Annotated in this window: 18 protein-coding genes, 1 tRNA gene and 1 pseudogene; 15 read left to right on the forward strand and 5 right to left on the reverse strand. The window is 61.2% G+C overall.

The genetic code is table 11. From position 1 onward, the window contains the following. Positions 1-28 precede the first annotated feature (28 nt). A tRNA-Ser gene (locus tag C7S18_RS11855) sits at positions 29-118 on the forward strand. 1,009 nt (positions 119-1,127) lie between these two features. On the opposite strand, the gene C7S18_RS11860 is transcribed toward C7S18_RS11855, so the two are convergent. After that, positions 1,128-1,946, reverse strand: coding sequence for a penicillin-binding transpeptidase domain-containing protein (locus C7S18_RS11860; protein WP_106891765.1), 819 nt, complete (start codon positions 1,944-1,946; stop codon positions 1,128-1,130). Between the two features lie 134 nt (positions 1,947-2,080). On the opposite strand from C7S18_RS11860, the gene C7S18_RS11865 reads away from it, so the two are divergent. From C7S18_RS11865 to uraD, 6 genes and pseudogenes are all read left to right on the forward strand, one after another. Next, complete coding sequence (locus C7S18_RS11865; RefSeq protein ID WP_106891766.1) at positions 2,081-3,598, forward strand: hypothetical protein; 1,518 nt, start codon at positions 2,081-2,083, stop codon at positions 3,596-3,598. 135 nt (positions 3,599-3,733) lie between these two features. Beyond that, positions 3,734-5,209: a TrmH family RNA methyltransferase gene (locus C7S18_RS24500; protein ID WP_170113239.1), complete on the forward strand. Its 1,476-nt coding sequence runs from the start codon at positions 3,734-3,736 to the stop codon at positions 5,207-5,209. A 14-nt stretch (positions 5,210-5,223) separates the two neighbouring features. Further along, on the forward strand, positions 5,224-6,468 hold the full coding sequence (locus tag C7S18_RS11875; RefSeq protein ID WP_106891767.1) for a hypothetical protein: 1,245 nt from the start codon (positions 5,224-5,226) through the stop codon (positions 6,466-6,468). 93 nt (positions 6,469-6,561) lie between these two features. Then, entirely contained in the window at positions 6,562-7,911 is a 1,350-nt protein-coding gene (locus C7S18_RS11880; RefSeq protein WP_106891768.1) for a hypothetical protein, read from the forward strand. A 92-nt stretch (positions 7,912-8,003) separates the two neighbouring features. Continuing rightward, positions 8,004-8,918 (forward strand): annotated as a pseudogene (gene puuE, locus C7S18_RS24955) (allantoinase PuuE); the annotation flags it as partial. A 36-nt stretch (positions 8,919-8,954) separates the two neighbouring features. Continuing rightward, entirely contained in the window at positions 8,955-9,437 is a 483-nt protein-coding gene (uraD, locus tag C7S18_RS24960; protein ID WP_240624035.1) for a 2-oxo-4-hydroxy-4-carboxy-5-ureidoimidazoline decarboxylase, read from the forward strand. A 423-nt stretch (positions 9,438-9,860) separates the two neighbouring features. Here the strand turns inward: uraD and crcB are convergent, their stop codons facing one another. From crcB to C7S18_RS11900, 3 genes are all read right to left on the reverse strand, one after another. After that, positions 9,861-10,244 carry a fluoride efflux transporter CrcB gene (crcB, locus tag C7S18_RS11890; protein ID WP_106891770.1) on the reverse strand — a complete coding sequence of 128 codons (384 nt, stop codon included), beginning with the start codon at positions 10,242-10,244 and terminating at the stop codon, positions 9,861-9,863. Beyond that, positions 10,244-10,957 carry a DUF3108 domain-containing protein gene (locus C7S18_RS11895; RefSeq protein WP_170113240.1) on the reverse strand — a complete coding sequence of 238 codons (714 nt, stop codon included), beginning with the start codon at positions 10,955-10,957 and terminating at the stop codon, positions 10,244-10,246. The genes crcB and C7S18_RS11895 overlap by 1 nt, the downstream gene beginning before the upstream one ends. Positions 10,958-11,050: 93 nt before the next feature. After that, positions 11,051-11,569: a GNAT family N-acetyltransferase gene (locus tag C7S18_RS11900; RefSeq protein ID WP_146151894.1), complete on the reverse strand. Its 519-nt coding sequence runs from the start codon at positions 11,567-11,569 to the stop codon at positions 11,051-11,053. 44 nt (positions 11,570-11,613) lie between these two features. Between C7S18_RS11900 and C7S18_RS11905 the strand changes: the two genes are divergently transcribed. From C7S18_RS11905 to C7S18_RS11935, 7 genes are all read left to right on the forward strand, one after another. After that, a complete protein-coding gene (locus C7S18_RS11905; protein WP_106891773.1) occupies positions 11,614-12,186 on the forward strand; it encodes a DUF4166 domain-containing protein in 573 nt (190 codons plus the stop codon). A gap of 61 nt (positions 12,187-12,247) precedes the next feature. Continuing rightward, complete coding sequence (locus C7S18_RS11910; RefSeq protein WP_170113241.1) at positions 12,248-12,778, forward strand: RNA polymerase sigma factor; 531 nt, start codon at positions 12,248-12,250, stop codon at positions 12,776-12,778. Beyond that, on the forward strand, positions 12,771-13,517 hold the full coding sequence (locus C7S18_RS11915; protein ID WP_106891775.1) for a hypothetical protein: 747 nt from the start codon (positions 12,771-12,773) through the stop codon (positions 13,515-13,517). The genes C7S18_RS11910 and C7S18_RS11915 overlap by 8 nt, the downstream gene beginning before the upstream one ends. A gap of 118 nt (positions 13,518-13,635) precedes the next feature. After that, entirely contained in the window at positions 13,636-14,616 is a 981-nt protein-coding gene (locus C7S18_RS11920) for a HEAT repeat domain-containing protein (protein WP_170113242.1), read from the forward strand. After that, positions 14,613-15,584 carry a HEAT repeat domain-containing protein gene (locus C7S18_RS11925; RefSeq protein ID WP_106891777.1) on the forward strand — a complete coding sequence of 324 codons (972 nt, stop codon included), beginning with the start codon at positions 14,613-14,615 and terminating at the stop codon, positions 15,582-15,584. Before C7S18_RS11920 ends, C7S18_RS11925 begins: the two co-directional genes overlap by 4 nt. Before the next feature lie 128 nt (positions 15,585-15,712). Then, a complete protein-coding gene (locus C7S18_RS11930) occupies positions 15,713-16,078 on the forward strand; it encodes a BlaI/MecI/CopY family transcriptional regulator (RefSeq protein ID WP_106891778.1) in 366 nt (121 codons plus the stop codon). Then, entirely contained in the window at positions 16,075-17,331 is a 1,257-nt protein-coding gene (locus tag C7S18_RS11935; RefSeq protein WP_106891779.1) for a TonB family protein, read from the forward strand. Before C7S18_RS11930 ends, C7S18_RS11935 begins: the two co-directional genes overlap by 4 nt. Before the next feature lie 133 nt (positions 17,332-17,464). Here C7S18_RS11935 and C7S18_RS11940 read toward each other — a convergent pair whose 3' ends face one another. Further along, a complete protein-coding gene (locus C7S18_RS11940) occupies positions 17,465-17,731 on the reverse strand; it encodes a hypothetical protein (RefSeq protein WP_106891780.1) in 267 nt (88 codons plus the stop codon). 506 nt (positions 17,732-18,237) lie between these two features. Here C7S18_RS11940 and C7S18_RS11950 point away from each other — a divergent pair. Next, complete coding sequence (locus C7S18_RS11950) at positions 18,238-19,905, forward strand: vanadium-dependent haloperoxidase (RefSeq protein ID WP_106891782.1); 1,668 nt, start codon at positions 18,238-18,240, stop codon at positions 19,903-19,905. Positions 19,906-19,915 lie beyond the last annotated feature (10 nt).

Here is a 19,915-nt window from a genome sequence, read left to right on the forward strand (position 1 = left end):
CGCCCGAAACCGCTAAACTGACCAACCTGGAGAGATGGCCGAGCGGTTTATGGCACCGGTCTTGAAAACCGGCGTGGGTTCATCCCCACCGTGGGTTCGAATCCCACTCTCTCCGCCAGATACCAAAAAGCCCCCATGCGGGGGCTTTTTGGTATCTGGCGGAGAGAGTTTGAATGCAGAGACCGGGGCCGCCGATTGAGTTCCAATAAGCACCACGAACGATCCGGCCCCCTGGGTTCGACAAAATTTGTCTGGGACAAATTTTGGACGGCGGAGCCGGCCCGCGCAGCGCATTTTTCAGTTCTGGACTGCCTCCCACATCGCCTAAATGGCTATTGTCGTCACTCCTGCGAAGCAAATGGCGTGAAAATGACGAGCCAAATTCTCAACCAGTCCAGGCCATCGCCTTCTGACTCATTGCAAATCGCAAACGCCGAGACGCTTTGTTGGCACTTCGGAACGACTGTGACTGCAGTGACTACGGGTATGACGTGGCGAATTGCCGCGAGCTTGAACCTCACCCCGGATCAAGTCCGGGGTGACGAATCGCGAGGATGTGCGTCGCGGTAGAACCGCTGCTCCAAATGGTAGGAAGGTTCGGTATCCGAAAGTGCTCCGATCCCCCTCTCGTCACCCCGGACTTGATCCGGGGTGAGTTTGCGATGAGGGATTGAGCCCAGAGTGACGCATCGCGACGATGCGCGTCGCGGTAGAACCGCTGCTCCAAATGGTAGGAAGGTTCGGTCTCTGAAAGAGTTCCAATCCCCCTCTCGTCACCCCGGACTTGATCCGGGGTGAGTTTGCGATGAGGGATTGAGTCCAGAGTGACGAGTCGCGACGATGTGCGTCGCGGTAGAACCGCTGCTTCAAATGGTAGGAGGGCTCAGTCTCCGAAAGTGTTCCAATCCCCCTCTCGTCACCCCGGACTTGATCCGGGGTGGGTTTGAATTTTTTAGCTCAACCAGAGACATCGTTGGGAAAAAGAGAACAGAAAATCTGTTCAGCCCGACGTTTTCATACGGTCTGGAAGGCCGGAGCCAGGTCGCTCTTGCGACATGGCCCCGTTCATTCGTATGTCGCACCCATGTGCTGATGCAGCGAGATCGCGATGATCGCCCGATCGCCGCTCACAACCCTCGCCGCTCAATCACACCGACTTCGCGCAGCAGCTCCCGGCCAAGCGCGGTTCGCTTATCGCGGCCGTCAATCTTCTTCAGTGTCACCAGCAGCGCAAACGCGGTCGGCTGCACCCGCCCGGAAGCTGGCTTCGCGTCGACCCAGCCAACCCACCATCCAAAGCCAGAACCATCACGAAACGACGTGCCAGTCTTGCCGTGAATCCCGAGTTCAGCGTCGAAGCGATCCAAGGTCACCGCTTTGACGGTGTTCATGACGTCAGGTCGAAACGGCAGATCATTGTTTGCCAATCGCTGCATGAAATCGAGTTGCTGTGGCACCGTGATCGTCAGCACGCCGTCGGTCCAGGCGGTTTCCGGATTCGCGCTGATGTTGATGCTGCCGTAGTTGACGCGCTGCACAAAGCTCTGCAGGCGGTCACGTCCAATACGCTTTGCGACGATCTTGAAGTAGCTCTCGCTGGAGGTCGCCATTGCTTCCTGCAACGCCATATCCTGCTCCCAGACTTTGTTGTCGGGATAAGGGCGACCATCCCAGGGAAACACTTCGTTGACGTCTTTGATCGAACCCGTTTCGAGGCCAATCAATGCAAGCAGCACCTTGAAGGACGAAGCCGGATGCACCGGCTTTTCGGCCCATTCCTTGCCGAAATGAACCTGCGTTTCATTGCCGGTGCGCGTCACAAATGCGCCGTCACTGCCGTAGGCTCGAAATGACTCGGCCACCTTAGGTGACGCATCAGCGGCCGCAACCAATGCCGGCAGACCGAGTGCGGCACCAAACACCAGACTCAAAACACTCTTGAACATTGCGCATCTCCATGCTTGTGGGGTGCCGAGAGTCTGCCGCGCTTTGTCGGACCGGCGCGTGGCGCTGACTGTCACGCCTGTCTCGCTTGTCACGCTTGTCACCGCATAGATTCCCACCAGTGCTATCGTTGGCCATGCTCACGATACAGCTCCTACCCCCAGCCCGGGTCAATGACCAGATCGCCCGCCCGCAAAGCCTGTGGCTGCTGCTCAGGCTGTGCCTCGCCGCCGACGCCCCAACGGGAGAGGACTGGCTCCTGGCCGATGAGCTCCGCGATGCCCATCCGCAAGCGAGCCACCTCCGCATGCTGATCTCCCGTGCGTTCAGCGACTTTGCGAACTGGGGCGTGCAAGTTGGCTGGGGTCTCGACCGCAGCCGGGAACCGTCCTGGCTCGCACGCGCCAAACGAAATCGGGGTCCGTTCTGGCTGGCTCCCGGTGAGCGCAACCGCATTCGCATCAACATCGGCGAGCGGCCCGCCCGACCCGAAGAAGTTCGCCTGTGGCTCGGCATGGCAGCTCCCGCTCGCAGCAAAAAGAGTCGCCAGAGCATTCTCGCGGCAACGGGCCCCGACTACTGGTTTCGTTATGCCAAGGCCCGGCGCGACATGCTGGACGGGCAACTGATTGTTGATGCCGAACACGGCGCCTTGGCAGGCTTTCGAATGGCGGCGAAGCAGACCAGCGACCGCCGGATGCAAGCGCTCGCGTTGCTGCAACAGGCAATGGTCTGGCGTCGCGCGGGCAACGCCGATGCCGCGATGCAAGTTCTCGACGAGCTCACCCGCCTACGCCGGCCGCAAAGTGGGGCCGAAATCGGTTGGCTCGGCGCGATGGCTGAAGTCGTGCGCGCCTGGTGCGCCTACGCCGAACGCAATCTGGCCGAAGCCGAGCGCCTGCTGCAGGCAGCGCGCGTCGACCCGCGCTGGCGCGCGCACTTTCAGTACCACCCCCGCGTTCAGACTGAACAGGCGAATCTGCAAGCATTGATCCACCGCGCACGTGCCTTAGACGCCAATCGCCCGGGCCCGCAGCGTATGCAGGACGCCGCGCAGGCCATCCAGCACTATCGCAGTGCATTGAGCCTCGCGCATGAGGCCGAACTCTTTGACGGCGCTGCGTCGGCCGCCAGCAATCTCGGCTGGACATTGTGGCTGTTTCAACACTCCGACATCAGCGTGCCGGACACCGAAGACGACATGCCATTGCGTTGGATCGCGTTGGCAAGCTGGCTCGCTGAGACCCATGGCAATGCATTGAGCGCCTGGAACCAGATCTACCTCCTGCGCATGGTGCGCGCCGGCGGGCCGAGCGCCGAAGGCCCGGACATGCCGGGCTTTCGCGCATGGCCGGTTCTGAGTCCTGCGGCCTATCGCCAGCAAGTCGCGCCGATCGCAATCCCAAAGCAGCCGAGTCGCTGGCTCGATGTAGTGCGCGCCATGCAAGCCGAAATCGATCGTGGCAGCCGGCAGATCGATGCATTGCAGCGCGCCAACGTGCTCCTTGAGCTGGCTTGGTATGAGGCCTATGAGGGCGAACCAAGCGCCAGCACCCGGGCCGTCGCAAGGCTTAGGCAGCGGCTCCGGGAGCTGACTGAGCCCGATCGAGCGTTCTTCCGAGCCGCGCTCGGCCGCTTGCCGGCGCGACCTTGAGTGCCGGTTCACGGCCATTGCTCCGTTGCCGGCCATCTTTCTTGACTGAGTGCGAATACACACAATCGGACTTGGTTCATCGCACCAGAGCAGCCAGGGCTTATACTCCGCGTTTGGATAACGGCCGGAGAGCCCATGAGCAAGTTTGGTGATGACGATCGGCGCGGGCGTGGTCCGGGCAAACCTTACGATAAGCCCTACCGCGGCAGCGGTGGTGGCGATCGCCCGTATCGCAGCCGTGACGCCGAAGGCGACAGCAAACCGCCTCGTGGCCCCAAGGTCGAACGCTTTGGTCGCGATGAGAATCGCGCAGGCGCGCCCTACGGCCAACGCAGCGAACGTGGCCCGCGTCCCGAGGGCGAGCGTCGACCGTTCCGGCGTGACGACGAGCGCCCGGCGCGATTCGAGCGCGATGGCAATCGTGGCGAAGGCGGCGGTTTCAGCGGCGAACGCCGGCCACCGCGTCGGTTCGAATCGGAAGGTGGCGATCGCCCACCGCGCCGCTTCCAGCGCGACGGTGACGACCGTCCGCCACGCCGGTCCGACAGTGAGCCCAGAATTCCGCGTCCTTTCGAAGGCGAGCATCCTGCCGGTCGCCGCTTTGATGGCGACAGCCGACCGCCGCGCCGGTTCGATGGCGACAGCCGACCACCACGTCGCTTTGATGGCGACAGTCGACCACCGCGTCGCTCCGATGGCGACAGCCGGCCGCCGCGCCGGTTTGATGGCGAAGGCCGACCACCGCGCCGGTTTGATGACGACTCACGTCCGGCACGGCGATTTGATTCGGGCGACCGCCCGCGTCGCAGCCAAGGCGAGCGCGGCGAAGGCTTCCGGAAATCCGGGCCCAGGCCGCAGACCGAAGGCACGGGCCAGGGCCACGACGAACTGCGCCAATATGGCTGGAACGCGTGCCTCGCCACCTATCGCCTGCGCCCGGAGGCCGTGCGCAAGGTGTACTTGCACAGCTCCCGCATTGATGCGATGCGCGAAACGCTGCAGGAACTCGCCGAGCGCCAGATCGGGTATCGCATCGTCGAGAACGAGGATCTGGAGAAGCTCACGCAGACGCAGCACCATGAAGGCATCTGTTTTGATGTGGTGCCACCGGCCATGCTGAGCCTGGATCAAGTGCTTGGCCAAGCCGAGAACAAACCAAACGCGTGGCTGGTGTGGCTCGATGGCGTTGGCAATCCCCACAATCTGGGTGCGATTCTCAGAAGCGCTGCGCACTTTGGTTGTGCGGGCGTGGTCGTGCATCGCGATGCGAATCTGAAGCTTTCAGGTGCCGCCGCGCGCGTTGCCGAAGGTGGCGCCGAGTGCGTGCCCTTGGTGCGCATCGGGGATTCACGCGGGGCGGTCGAAAAGCTCCGTAATGCCGGGTTCCGTTTGCTCGCAACGTCGGTCCGCGAAGGCGACAATCTGTTCAAGGCCACGTTGCCGAGCAAGCTCGTGTGGTTGATGGGCGCGGAAGGCGAAGGGGTCTCGGCCACCCTGCAAGAACTCGCCGACAGCGTGCAGCGCATCCCTGGCACGGGCGCAATCGAGAGCTTGAATGTCTCGGCGGCGTTTGCGGTGTTTGCTGCTGAAACGCATCGCGCACAGTCTTGAGGCAGACGCGAACGATGGTTAGAGCACGAGGTCTTGGTACCCAACTCGTCGTTGCCGCACTGCTTTTCAGTGCGGCATCGGCTATTGCGGCAAACAGCAATCCGATTCGACCCTTCGACGTGCAGTACATCGTCGAACCGCTGCCGGCCTCGGATCAATTGCGGGTCAGTATCGCGCTTGGCAATGGCCACGATTTGGTCAAGGAGGTGACGCTCAAATTTGATGCCAAACGCTTTTCCCAACTGAAGGCGAATGCTGGCCTGAGTATTGGGCAAGGTTCCGCGGTCTGGGTACCAACGGGATCGGCGCCAAGCCTGAGCTACCTGGTCAAAGTCACGCATCGCAAAGATCAGGACAGCTACAACGCCCGCATGACGCCCAAGTGGGCGCTGTTCCGCGGTGACAAGGTCTTTCCCGGCATCAAGGCCAGACTGAAAAAAGGCGCCCGCTCCCGCGCCACGATGCGCTTCAAAATGCCAGCCGACTGGACCAATGTCGACGCTGGCTATTTGCGTCGCCAGGACGATAGTTTTCTGATCGACAATCCCGAGCGGCATTTCGATCGGCCTGTTGGCTGGATCATTGCCGGCCAGGTCGGTACGCGACGCGATCAGCTGGGCTTGACCGAGGTCTCGGTCGCGGCACCCAAAGGCGATCCACTCGATCGCATGGACGCGCTGACGTTCATCAACTTTGCCTGGCCGACCATCGAATCCGCATTCGGCAAGACCCCACCCAAGATCCTGATTGCCGGCGCCGGCGACCCGATGTGGCGCGGCGGCTTGTCGGCATCCAATAGCCTCTTCCTGCATAGCGAACGCCCATTGGTCAGCGAGAATGCCACCAGCACACTGTTGCACGAGCTGACTCATGTGGTTACGCGCATTCGTGGCAAAGAACGATCCGATTGGATCGCCGAAGGCATCGCGGAGTTTTATTCGATCGAATTGAGCTACCGGGCGGGCGGCATGACCGAAACCCGCTATGCCGCGGTTCACCAGGACCTTCGGCAATGGGGCAAACCCGTGACGAGTCTGCGCGGCGATCATTCCACGGGCCCGCAAACCGCCCGGGCCGTGCAACTGTTGAAAGCGGTGGACACCGAAATCCGAACGCGCACCAAAGGCAAAAAAGACCTCGACGATGTCACGCGGATTCTGCGCGCTGGGCGCAAGGTCTCGACTGCCGACTTTATCAAAGCCTGTGAGACAGTCGCGGGTGGTAAGCTGGACGCTTTGACCACCCCGTTGTTGCGTTGACGCCGCGACAGCGTGCCCGGAGCCAATCCGGGCGTGAGTGTTGCAAAGCGCTCGGGGCAAGCGTTTTTCGACTCCCATTCGGAGACTAAGGTGATGGATCGCCTGAAACACCTCGACACCCGGCTTGGCATGGTTGTACTGGCGCTGCTCCTGCAGCTGCCGTTGATCCTGAATCCGGGATACTTCTCGCACGACGAACTGCAATGGGCGTCGTGGTCGTATTTGCGTCCATTTGGCGACATCGACTGGTTATCACCGTTTGATGTCGGGACATTCCAGTATCGACCGCTCACGTTCAACCTCTGGATGTTGTTGAACAACTGGTTCTTTGGTCATCCTTATCTGATGCACGGCGTGCAGGCGCTATTCGGCGCATTGACGATGCTCGTGCTGCGCGCCCTCCTGCCGCACTACGGCATCGATGGCACGCGGCGGTTCGTGGCGTGCCTGTTATGGCTGACGTTTCCGTTCGTCATCTATGTACATGGTTGGGTGGGCACCTTCGCCGATCAAATCTGGCTGAGCTCGGGTCTTCTGGTGCTGCTCGCGATCTTTCGCCGACCGGAATCAAGCATGGCCTGGCGTGCCGCGCTGCCTGGCGCCGCCGCCACCTTGGTTGGCTTACTCGCCAAAGAATCAGCGCTGGTGATTCCCGCGTTCCTGATCGTGCATGCCTACCTGTACCCAAGCCGACGACCGATGTTTCTGTGGGCAACCGTCGGCGCGGGCGTTGTGGCCGCGCTGTATCTCGTCCTTCGATTGCAGATCATCTTGGCTGGCGCCAATCAGTCTGACGATTACCGACCGACTTGGATCGAAGCGCCAACACGCCTGATCGAATACTGGTTGTTTCCGGCGACGCTGCAACGCTTGGAGCCATACGGCATTCTCGGCGACTTCTCAAGCCGTATCGCATGGTCGAGCATCAGTCTGGGCCTGCTGGTTCTGGGCCTCGCAATCCGGCGTTGGCGCCATCTGGTCTTGCTCGCCGTACTGCCTGCCATGGCGTTGGGGCCGACGTTGGCGTTGGGCTACCCGGCTGCTCAATACGCCTATGGGTTCTCGACCGTCATCATCATCGTGCTCATGCACGCATCGATCGGACTCAGCAAACGGTGGCTCGCGTTTGCGTTGCTCTGGATTGCGCTCGCGCTGACGCATAGTTTCAACATGCTGAACCTGTTTCAGGAAGTCGGGCACATGCAAGCCACGTTGCTGCCGCAGATCAACGCGCTCATTCAGGCCAGCCCCGATGCGCCGATCCGAATTCGCGCCGCACACATCGACGACGAGTGGCGCGTCCGCCGGACAACCTTCGATATCAAGGCATACCATGGTGTCCTTTGGAACAATCGCGTGTCGTGGGTCAGCACCGCAGATCCGAATCAGGAAGCGAACTACGAGATGGCGCGCGATGGCAGCCTGACGCCCGTGCCGCGCTAAGGTGCCTTTGAACACGTTCATAGGTAATTCTGGCGCGGGATGGCCCGCCCAGAATCGAGTAAGCTGCTGCTTTCAGCGCTATCCCGGGATTGATGATGTCGACACCCTACCCTCGTGATTTGATCGGCTATGGCCGCAATCCGCCACACGCCGATTGGCCGGGACAAGCCCGGGTCGCCGTGCAGTTCGTGTTGAATTACGAGGAAGGGGGCGAGAACTGTGTGCTGCATGGTGACGCCGGCAGTGAGCAGTTCTTGAGCGAGATCGTCGGCGCCGCGAGCTTTCCGGATCGCCATCTGAGCATGGAATCGATCTACGAATATGGTTCCCGCGTGGGTGGCTGGCGAATCTTGCGCGAATTTGAGCAACGCGGGCTGCCACTAACGGTGTTTGGCGTGGGCATGGCGATGCAACGCCATCCGGAGTTTATCCACGCGTGCCAGGAATCGGGCCACGAGATCGCGTCGCACGGGTGGCGCTGGATTCACTATCAGAACTTGCCAATTGAATTGGAACGCGAGCATCTTCATCGCGCCGTCGCGATTCATACGGAAATCTGCGGTGCGCCGCCCCTGGGTTGGTATACGGGCCGAGACAGCCCGAACACTCGGCAGCTGGTCGTGGAGCATGGTGGCTTTGCGTATGACGCCGACTACTATGGCGACGATCTACCGTTCTGGACCGAAGTCGGTCTGAGCAATGGCCAGACCAGGCCGCATCTCATCGTGCCCTACACCCTCGACGCCAACGACATGCGGTTTGCAACGCCGCAAGGCTTCAATACATCGGAACACTTCTTCCAGTACCTGAAAGACAGCTTCGACGCCTTGTATGCCGAAGGCGAGGTCGCGCCGAAGATGATGTCGATCGGCATGCATTGTCGATTGCTCGGTCGCCCCGGACGCATTCGCGCCCTGCAGCGGTTTCTGGACTACATCGAGGGCTTCGAGCGCGTCTGGGTGTGCCGACGCCTGGACATCGCCGAGCATTGGCGGCGCCGGCATCCGTATTTCTCGAAGGCAGCGCTGGATCGGCTGAACGCATTGCCAGAGGCGGCATTTGCCGACGCGCTCGCCGACATTTTCGAGCACTCCCCCTGGGTGGCCGCAGGCACGCACCCACGGGCACCGTTTGCCGATGTCAACGCGCTACATCGCGCCATGTGCGCGGTCATGCGCGCCGCCGATTCAGCGGAGCAGCTCAAGCTGATCCAAGCGCATCCGGAACTTGCCGGCAAAGCAGCCATCCGCGGTGAGCTCACGGCCCACTCCCGGCAGGAGCAACAAGGCGCCGGACTCAACGCATGCAGCCCGGAAGAATTCGAGTTGATTCAATCCTTGAACGCGGCGTACGCGGCGCGCTTTGGGTTCCCATTCATCATTGCGGTGAAAGACCATACCCGCGCAACGATTATTGCCGCGATGAAGCGACGCCTCGATCACGATCGCGACCGCGAGTTCGACGAAGCACTGACCCAGATTGAGCGCATCGCCTGGTATCGCCTGTACGCGAAACTGAGTGCGTAGTGGATTGGGAGTGGGGCCAGCCGCGGCCTCGGCGATGGCATCCTGAGCCCTTGGTGACCGGAGGGACTTCGATACGGTGCTGGTGCCGGCCCGCGGCGGCAATGGCAAGGACCGCCGCAGCTGGACTTTTGGTCAGCAATCGACGGGTCAGTTTATCGCGAGCTTGAAACTCACCCCGGATCAAGTCCGGGGTGACGAATCACCAGGGTGTCTGCCGCGGCAAGGGGTGACGAATCGCCAGGGTGCCTGTCTCTGCCAACCGCTGCTTCAGATCGTCGGAAGGAATGGTTTCCCGAAGATTCTCAATCCCCCTCTCGTCACTCCGAACGTGATCCGGGGTGAGTTTGTGGTCCCCACGATCAAACAACCTTGCCGGACCAATGACGATTTTCCCGCTTTGACCGTTTTCACAGTCAGAGCAGATCAGTGGCTATTCGTCGCAAGCCGATGCGCGAGCGCGAGCGCCAACACACCTAACGTGCACGACGCCACGACGTTGAGCAGTGCGAGGCCGATTGCCCCTTGCCGAATCAAATGCCAGGTTTCCAGACCGAACGCCGAGAACGTAGTAAAGCCGCCCATTACGCCGACCATCAGCAACAGGCGCCAGACTTCGCGCTGTTCCGGCGCACGCTGCAGCCAGGCATAGACGAACCCCGCAGCCGCGCAACCAAGCACGTTGACGGTAAAGGTCGCCCAGGGAAACCGCCCCGCCGACGCCTGCATCGGCAGGAGCAGGCTGACCGCATACCGCAAGCTCGCGCCCGTTGCACCACCGAGTGCGACGAGCAGCCAGTGGCTCAGCATCAGGAGCCCGTCTTTCTGAGGCGAAGCTCGAGATTTTCGCCATCAGGTTCGACTTGCAGAATGCGCACGGGCATCCAGCCAATTGATTCGGCAAACCAAGTTGTGGTGGTCCGCCCGGGTTGCTCGCGAATGCGGTCAACCCGGCGGGCATCAAACTTGCCGGCGGGCGTTTCGACCGACTCCACTGCACCAAAGCGATACTTCTGCGACCCGACTTCGCGTTTGTCGGCAACCGGATAGTCCCGGTCTCCCGTGGCCGTCGGCACATCCTGCATCAGCGCTAGTACGATGATGTTGCGGTCGAGCACGCCGCCAGCTGGCAGATCAAAATCGTATTGCTTGTCGCCATCATCCAAGTGCACTCGCGTACCTTGCACATCGACGGTGCGTTGCTTCTTCTTGAACAACATGGACTGATTGAAGCGATAGTGCTGCGCCGCCAGTCCGGAATCAGATTCGACAAACTGCGACGACTCCTGAATGGACACATTGGCCATACCCGCCAAACCTTCGGTGCCTTCATTGACGCTGTCGAATTGCCACTGACTACCGCTGGTCTGCTTCAAGGTCAGCACGGCGACGCCCAGTTTCTTGCCATCGCGATACATATCGAATTCAGCCTGGAACGGCTTCAGCGCAGCTGCGGCGGGCGCAACCAAGCCGGCTGCCAAAAGCAGCGAAACCACATTGCGAGACATCGCGCTTAACGTCATGGCTGATTCCTGTGACTCTTTGTTGACGACTAGCGTAGCGAATCCAGTCCCGAGAATCTGAACCGTGGGCATCCGCCGGACGAACGCCTCCCGTCACAACCCACGCCACAGCAGCCAATCTTCAAACGCTTTGCTGCCGATTCGAAAGCTGACGTGATCCAGCGCACGAAAACCATGACGTCCGTAGAACCTGACGGCGCGTTCGGATTCCTTCCACGTGGTCAAAAACACACCTCGGGCAAACCAGCGCCGACCTTGGTCGAGCACGCCCTGCATCAGCACATCGGCCGAGCCACCGCCAATCGATTCTGGCGCAAGATAAAAACGACGCAACTCAACCGCATGCGTCGCGTGCAGCGGTGCCGGTGCGGCCGCCTGCACGAGCCAGGCATAACCCGTCGGCGTAACCCCGTCGAAGCTCCGGATGAGGCAATGGGTGGGGTCAGCGAGCGCCTCGGCGATCAAGGCATCGTTGTAGTGATCGATCAGGTGCGCCTCGGTGTCGGCGGCACTGGCAACGTGGCCATAGGCCGCCACATAGCAGCGCCGCATGAACGCGGCGAGTTCGCTGGCGGCATCCGGTCCGGGGGTCTGAAGCGTGATCGTGGGCAAGGGCGCAATCCATGTCCGAAACCCAGGCATGGTAACGTTTCGGCATGTCCGCCGACATCCCCACTCTGGCAACGCCCCGATTGTTCCAAAGCCTGCTTGGTGCAGGCTTTGCGCAGCTGCCAGCAGCCAATCAGGCCATGCATCAAATTGCCGGCCGGAGCGAGGCACACGGTCACGCGCGGATCGAGCGTGGGCGAAACCTCCTGGCCCGGCTCGTCGGTGCGATGGCCCGCATGCCCACCGCCGCCGACCGCGCGCCGCTATGCGTGCGCTTTGACACCGTCAATCCCTACACCGAACAATGGACGCGGCGCTTTGGCACGCAGGCGTTCAGCTCGCGCCTCGCCATGGAACACGGCGCGCTCGTTGAGCGCTTGTTTCCCCTGACACTGCGCTTCCGGTTGCAGGTGGCTGACGGTGTTCTGCATTGGCAATTGCTCGACGCCAGGGTCCTCGGCCTGATTCCGATGCCCCGTTGGTTTGCCCCGAGCGTGGAAGCGAGAGAGTGGTCGGACGCGGGCCGGTATCACTTTCTGGCCGGGGTCAGCTTGCCGGGCGTCGGCTTGATTGTCCGCTATCAAGGCAGCCTGGACGCACCCAAGCCCTGCCCTTTTTGAAGACGCGCCTTTGACGATGCACACCTTTTTTGTCGGGTCATCGTCCTGAATGAGCATGGATATGCCCGTTCATCAACCCAAGCTGGAGCACGAGCTCCGAACCCTGATCCCACGCCACGCGAGTCGTTGGCGGCAGGCCTGTTGGCGCATCACCGGCGACCAGTCCCTGGCCGAGGATGCCGTCCAGGACGCCCTGCTCAACGCGTGGCGCGCGCAAGCGCAGTTTCGCGGTGAAGCCGAGCTCAGTACCTGGATCCAACGCATCGCAATCCGCACCGCGATCGACTTGATGCGCAAGCGCGGCCCCATGGCCGACCTGGGGCCCGACGACGACGCATTCGGCGAAACGGCGCACCGGCCTGAACGCGCCTGGCAGCAGCGGGCGTTCAGCGCCGAACTGGGTCGGTCGATGTCTCGGTTGACTGATATCGAACGCGTAGCGTTTGTGCTGAAGCACCAGGAGCAATGGCGGCTCGAAGAGATCGCCGAACACCTGGGCCGAACGCTCGACAGCATCAAACAAGCGTTGCTGCGCGCGCTGAAAAAACTGCGCAGCGACTTGCAGCACTGGCAGGAGACCGATCATGACTGACGCCACGAACCAAACGAACCCGCCCATCAGCGACGACGAACTCTTGTTCTTCTACTGGCGCGATGGCTTGAGCGATACCCGGCAGCGCGAAATCGCCAGATTGCTTCAGCAAGACCCGATCCTGCAGCAGCGCCTGGCATCGCTGTCCGCTGATCTGAGTGTGTTGGCGGCGCCCCTCGATTCCGATCCGGATGATCTGTTCAGCGCCCGCTTGGTGCGGCAATTGGACCAGCACGTCGCGGCGCTGACGCCGCCGGTGCCGTCGACTGGCCGGGCCCGACTCCGTCGGTTGGGACCTTGGGCGGTCGCTGCGGCCGTGGTCATGTCGTTCCTGATCTGGCAAGCGCCGAAGGAATCCGATTCGGTGCCAGTTGGACCACCTGGAACCGTTGTCGCCGCGGCCAACGAACCCGGTGGCGCGCTGAACCGCCGTGTGGCCGTCGGCCTTGAGCAGGCGAGCCTGCAGCTCGCCGATTTCGATGCGCTCGATGAGGCCGCGAGGCAGCAGTTGCTCGCTGACTGGCGCAATCAGAATGAGCTGTTCGCTGCTGCCGCGGAGCGCACGGGCGATGCGCAACTCGCTCGTACGCTCCGCGCGTTCAGCCCGCTGCTCGATGCGCTCGACGAAGGCAGCGCCGCCAGTCGCGATGCCGCGCTGAGCCAGCTCGAATTCGAGTACACGATCATGCACACCAAACTGCTGCGGGAGCCGTCCAATGGATCGACGAATGAGATCTGACCCATCGGCGCGGTTTCACCTCCCAACAGTTGGACATCACCGTGCTGATCACAACGGCTGGCATTCGCCAAAGACAAGACTGACCACCCACGTTTTCATCGGAATCAAGGAGACATTCATGAACGGACGCAAGTATTCCCGCTGGCCACTGGCGCTGGCCTTTTGCCTCGCAGTCATTAGCACTTCAGCATCGGCATTCACAGGCATCGATGCCGCCGCAGGCGCTGCATCCGGCGCAGGTGCCGGCGGGGGCCAACGGAAAGAAGCCAACCTGAGCGAATCTGATCAATTGGCCATTGCCGCGCTGCGCTCGCTGATGTCGCTGCCACCTGAGCAAGCGCTGCCGCGCATTCGCAAAGTGCTTGAAGGCCAGCGCAGTGACGACGTCAAGGCGCGCGCCGTGTTTGTGCTGAGTCAGATTGAATCGCCCGAAGCCAGCCAATTGCTGGCAGACCTTGCAGCCAAGGGACAGGGCCGAACGCAGATCGAGGCGATTCGTTCGCTCGGCATTCGCGGTGACGCCGCGGCGATGCAAGCGGTCCATGCGCTGGTCAATGACACGCGCCCGGAAGTGCGCAGTGCAACGCGCGAAGCCATGATTATCGCGAATGACCGCGCCGGGCTGTTGCAAATTGCCAAGTCAGCAACCGATGAAGACGATGTCCGTTCGGCGATCGAAGCACTGGGCGCGATCGGTGGCACCAAGGAACTGCGCGAGCTCGCCGATTCCGGGGTGGCATCAGCCCCACTGATGACCGCCCTGGCCATCAGCGGTGATAAAGAAAGCCTGCTCCGCCTGATCAAATCGGAAACCAATGCGGACACCAGAGTCGAGGGCTTGCGCGCGCTTGGCTTGCTATCCGAGAAATTGAGCTCGACCGAATGGCAGGACCTTTACGCATCGATGCCCGACGCCAAGCAAAAGCGCGCGGTCTTGAACGGACTGGTGATCGCGAGTGACGACCAGACCTTGCTCGCGCTATATCGAAAGGAGCAAGACAGCAAGATGAAGCGTGAGATTCTGCGGACCTTGTCCATCGTCGGCGGTGATGCGGCCCTGGATGCCATTGACGCCGCCATCGAGGGTCAGCAGCCATGAACAAGCGCTCCTTGCACATCCTGTTTACGGCTGGAATGGCGATTGCCGCCGCGTCAACGTTCGGTGCAGCCCCGCCAACGAATGGCTGGGCGCAGTGGCAGACCCAGCGCGCCACCGGCGCACCGAGTTACTGCTGCATGGAATGGAATCATGGCCGGCAGGATGCCGACGCCGCCTACTGTGATTTGAACCAAGCGCAACATAGCATCAACAGCATCAAGTCTGACCCGGATCAGACCATGCAAGTCTTTGCCCACTTCGAGTCGGGCAAGCTCACCGAGGTTCGAACGCTCAGCACCTCCTGCGAGGTCCGACATCGCGACCAGGCCGTTGATCTTGGCACACTGTCGACCGCCGACAGCGTGGGCCTGTTGACCCAAACGCCGTCTGCGGCGATGGATAAGCGCCACGATCACAGCATGTTGATGCTGAGCGTGGCGTTGCACCCGGGAGCGTTGGCGCAGAACTGGTTGGAGACGCAATTCCGAAGCGATGATCGTGAACGCCGACAAGACGCGCTGTTCTGGTTGGGTCAGGTTCGCGCCGAGGCGTCACGCCCGATTCTGAAGCAAGCGCTGACCCAAGACGCCGACGAGCGGATGCGCCGCCACGCCTGTTTCGTAGTCGCCGAAAGTGGCTTGCCGGAACGGTTCGATTGGCTTCGTGACGCGGCCGAACACGATTCCGAACGGAGCGTCCGCCACGACGCGTGGTTCTGGTTCGCGCAAGCCAAGCCAGCCAATGCGCAAGCGGTGCTGACGACGGCGTTGCAGCAGGCCAAAGACGCAAGGACCCGCGACCACTTGGTGTTTGTGCTGTCGCAACTGCCAGCGCCACAAGGCACCGACGCGCTGATTGCATTGCTGACCGATCCGAACGTTGGCAAGGAGACTCGCAAGCAGGCCCTGTTCTGGCTTGGCCAATCTGAAGATCCGCGCGCACTGGCCGCACTCGACCGGTTTCTCTAATTCGCTCGCAGCAAGGTACTACGCGCACCAAGGCCGGGATTCCCGGCCTTGTTCGTTTTGTTGCGACTGCCGCTTGACAGCTTTCGTTTACGCGTGTAATTTGAACGTCAATTACAGACGTAAACGACATGAGTATCAGCGACGCCGAAGCCAAAGTCATGGAAGCCCTCTGGGCCATCAGTCCGCAAACGGCGGATGAGCTGTTCACCCGCATCTCGGGCGAGCAGGACTGGCAACTCAGCACGCTCAAGACGTTGCTGAACCGCCTGCTGAACAAAGGCGCGATTGCCGCCGACAAAGAGGGCCGCCGGTTTCTGTATCGGCCGCTGTTGCAACGCGAGCACTACGTCGCGGAGCAGAGTCAGTCGCTGCTGGATCGCTTGTTCTCGGGCAAGCTCGCACCGTTGGTTGCGCAGTTCAGCGCACGCGGCAAGTTGAGTGCTGCAGACGTTGCCGAACTGAAGTCACTGATCGACCGGATGGAGCAGCCATGAACACGGATTCGCAGTTGGGATTGCTAATCGCCATCAGCGTCTGGACAACCGTGTCGGCCGCGTTGCTCTACCTGACCACCCACTGGCGGCAGCGACATTTCGGTGCCCAACTGGCCTATCGCAGTTGGCTCCTGCTGCCGATCACCGCGCTGGCAGCGGGGCTCGGGCATCTGCAACCGCAGTGGACCAACAGCCCGTTGAGCTTGTTGCCAGTCGTCGGCAATGCCTCCCTGCAACGCGGTGCGGCCTGGGTGCAGACCCAGGCCCCAAACACTTGGTCTTTACTGTTCGCACTCTGGCTGATCGGTGCGGCAATCTGTCTGTCTTGGCTGGTGTTGCAGCAATGGCGGTTCCAGTCGCAACTGAGAAATCTCCTGGCGATTGGTCAGAATCGATTCCTGGCCAAGCGTAACGATGTGGGTCCGGCGCTGATCGGATTGTTCCGCCCCAAGATCGTGCTGCCGAACGACTTTGCGACCCGCTATTCGTCGCTGCAACAAGCGATGATCGTGCGCCATGAAACGCTGCACCTTGCCCGCGGCGATATCTGGGTCAATGCCTTGATCGCCGTGTGGCTGGTGCTGAATTGGTTCAATCCCATCGCCTATCTCGCGGCTTCTCGGCTGCGCCGCGATCAGGAATTGGCCTGCGACGCCGCCGTGCTCCGCGAATTCCCAGGCTCGGCGAAGACTTACGCCGAAGCCATGCTTTCAACGCAACTGACCGTCCTTGGACTGCCGGTCGGTTGCCATTGGCAGTCCAGCCATCCCATCAAGGAACGACTGATCATGTTGACGAAACCCACCCACTCCCGCCGTCAAGGTTTGTTTGGACTATTGTTGTTTGGACTCACCGCCATTGGCCTCAGCAGCATCGCGCTGGCCGGCCAAGAAAGTGCCACTGAAGACGAATTCGATGTCGCCCCAAGCTACGCCCAACTGACGCCGCCCAAATACCCGAAGTCCGCCAAAGACGAGCGCGTCAGCGGTCGCGTGACCCTGAAGTTGTTGATCGGCACGGACGGCAAAGTGGCGCAGGCTGAAGTGGTGGACTCCCCGGACTCGCGCCTCAGCGAGGCCGCCGAAGCCGCCGTCAAGGACTGGGTGTTGGTTCCAGCAAGCAAGCAAGGCGAGCCCGTGCCAGCCTGGGTCATGGTGCCGATTGATTTCTCGCTGGACGAAACAGTGCCGAGCGACGCATCGGCGCCAACCCAGGGCAACCAGTTGGATGCCCTTTATGTCAAGGCAGGTTGAGTTCTGAAGCAAGCCGAGTCGTGCCATTCTTGCACATGACAAACCTGGGTCACCGAATCAAACCCGTTGGGTGACCTGGGGTCTCTCGTGAACCCCCTCCGCCTGCGGACCAACGCGCAGGCGGGATCACGCATCAAGGATTGCCGGCAACAGCATCGATGCTCGACTTCTTGATGACAATCCGGCTGAACTCGCGGTTAGCCACAATGATGACGTCCGGCTGCACGTCCAGTACGTACGCGCCAATCGTTTGCCCGTCGACATAAAACTGCAGACCAGACTTGGTTTCTTGGCTCTTCTTCAACATCGCTTCGGTACTACTGTCAAAGGCATCAGCAAAGCTACTCATGGCGGCAAGACTCAGGCAAAGGGTGAGGGCAGTACGGTTCCACGTTTTCATGATGGGACTCCAGGTAGGTGATTGACTGACCGCGCGCCGATGATCGTCGATCACACGGCACTATCGGTGGGGAACGACTTTTCCGGGCAATCCGGACATCTGCCCCGAAAAAACGCGCTCAGCCGTCAGAGCGCACGACAGCCTCAGTCTGGAGACTGTTTTTGCGAAGCCGGAATCAGATCGCCGTGATCTTGCTCACGCCCGTATCAACCGTCGATGTCATTCACTACATCTTCAATTCGGCACCATAATACGAATGCATCGCGTTTGAATCGGACGCCCGTTGGCGACACGCGTCGCCAATGCCCGGGTCGCGAGCCGTACGAGCTCGCGTCGCAAGAGCGATTGAAGCGAATTCGTTGCATGGGTCGCAGCCAAGTCATCGGACTTGCCTTATGCTCGCGCCCGGTCGCAAGGAACATGGCCAACGCGCCGACCGAGTGCCATACCTTGGCCGTCGCAAAACAAAAACACTTTGAGCCCAAACCGCTCACCAGGAGAACCGCATGAACGAGAATGAGCATCACGACACGCCACATGTTGGCCTAGAAGATCGCCCCACGCCGGGCGCCAATCGCCGCGGATTTCTCCGCAACAGTCTGGCCTCGTCGCTCGGCTTCGTCAGCGCCGGCATGGTTGGTGGACTCGGCATGGTCGCCAACCGCGCCGAAGCCATGGGCGTGATCCAGATTCCGCCGCTCGTGCGCCGGACCCAACAGGCGTTGACGCAGCGCGTGCAGCGCGCGATCGCGAATTTGACCGCGACGGTCCCCGCGCAAGCACGCAATCAGGACGAAGCCCTGCCTGGCTTTTACGCAAGCTATTCGAAAGGCCTGCCGCATACGGCCCTGGGTGAAGTCGAACCAGCGGCGTTTCAAGCCTTCCTGAAAGCGCTGCAAAGCGGCAAGAACGAAGACTACAACCTGGTGCCGATGGGCGGCACGGCCAAGCAGATCAGTCCGCAGGCGTCGACCGCGTACCAGATGGAAGGCCAACATTCCGCCAACCTGCGGTTGAACCCGCCGCCCGCGTTCAACAGCGAACAGCGTGGTGCCGAGATGGCTGAGGTGTATTGGATGTCGCTGCTCCGCGATGTACCGTTCTCGCAATACGGCACGGATGCAGTGGCAGCACAGGCCATTGCCGATCTCCGCCGCTTCACCGGGTTTGCCCAAGTCAACGCGCAGACGCTGTTCAGGGGCATTACCGCTGGCGAGAAGCTGGGTCCTTATGTGTCGCAGTTCCTGTGGCAGACCATCCCGTACGGCATGACCAGTATCACGCAGAAGTATCAGGCGGGTACGGCTGGCCGCGAGTTCATGACCAGTCCCGCTGAATGTTTGAGTATCCAGCGTGGCATCGCGCCGTCGCAAACGCTGACGCTCGATGGCAATCCGCACTACATGCGAAACGGTCGCGACTTGGCCGAATATGTGCACAAGGACTTCAGCTACCAGGCGTTCCTCAATGCTGCGCTGATCCTGTTGGGTTACGGCGGCAGCGCCATCGACGACAACAATCCGGCGAAGGGTTACACCAACCGCGCGGGCTTCGTCACGTTCGGTGGTCCGGACGTTCTGAGTAGTGTGGCCCAGGCTGCCGTCCTTGGTCTGAAAGCGGCTTGGTATCAGAAATGGCAGGAACACCGCACGCTGCGCCCCGAAGTGTTTGCATTGCGCGTCCACAACACCAAGACCAACGCGAAGACCTATCCGGTTGAGCCGAAGCTCCTGAACTCACCGGTATTGAATGAGGTGTTCACGCGTCATGGCAGCTATTGCCTGCCGATGGCGTTTGCCGAAGGCAGCCCGACGCATCCGTCATTCCCGGCCGGCCATGCTGCTATCGCTGGTGCGTGCACCACGGTGCTGAAGGCGTTCTTCAAGGAATCGTTCGTGGTGCCAAACGCGGTCGTCGCGAGTGACGATGGCACGACGTTGAATCCATTGACGGGCAGCACCCTGACCGTGGGTGGCGAACTCGACAAACTCGCGGCCAACATCGCCATTGGCCGCAACATCGCAGGCGTGCACTATTGGTCGGATGGCATCGACGGCTTGCTGCTCGGCGAAAAGGTTGCGCTGGCCTATCTGGCTGACCTCAGGACCACCTACACCGAAACGTTCGCGGGTTTCAGTCTGACCAAGTTCGACGGCACCACGGTCACGATCTGATCCTACGCAG

It is taken from the genome of Ahniella affigens (genome assembly GCF_003015185.1).
Classification (GTDB): domain Bacteria; phylum Pseudomonadota; class Gammaproteobacteria; order Xanthomonadales; family Ahniellaceae; genus Ahniella; species Ahniella affigens.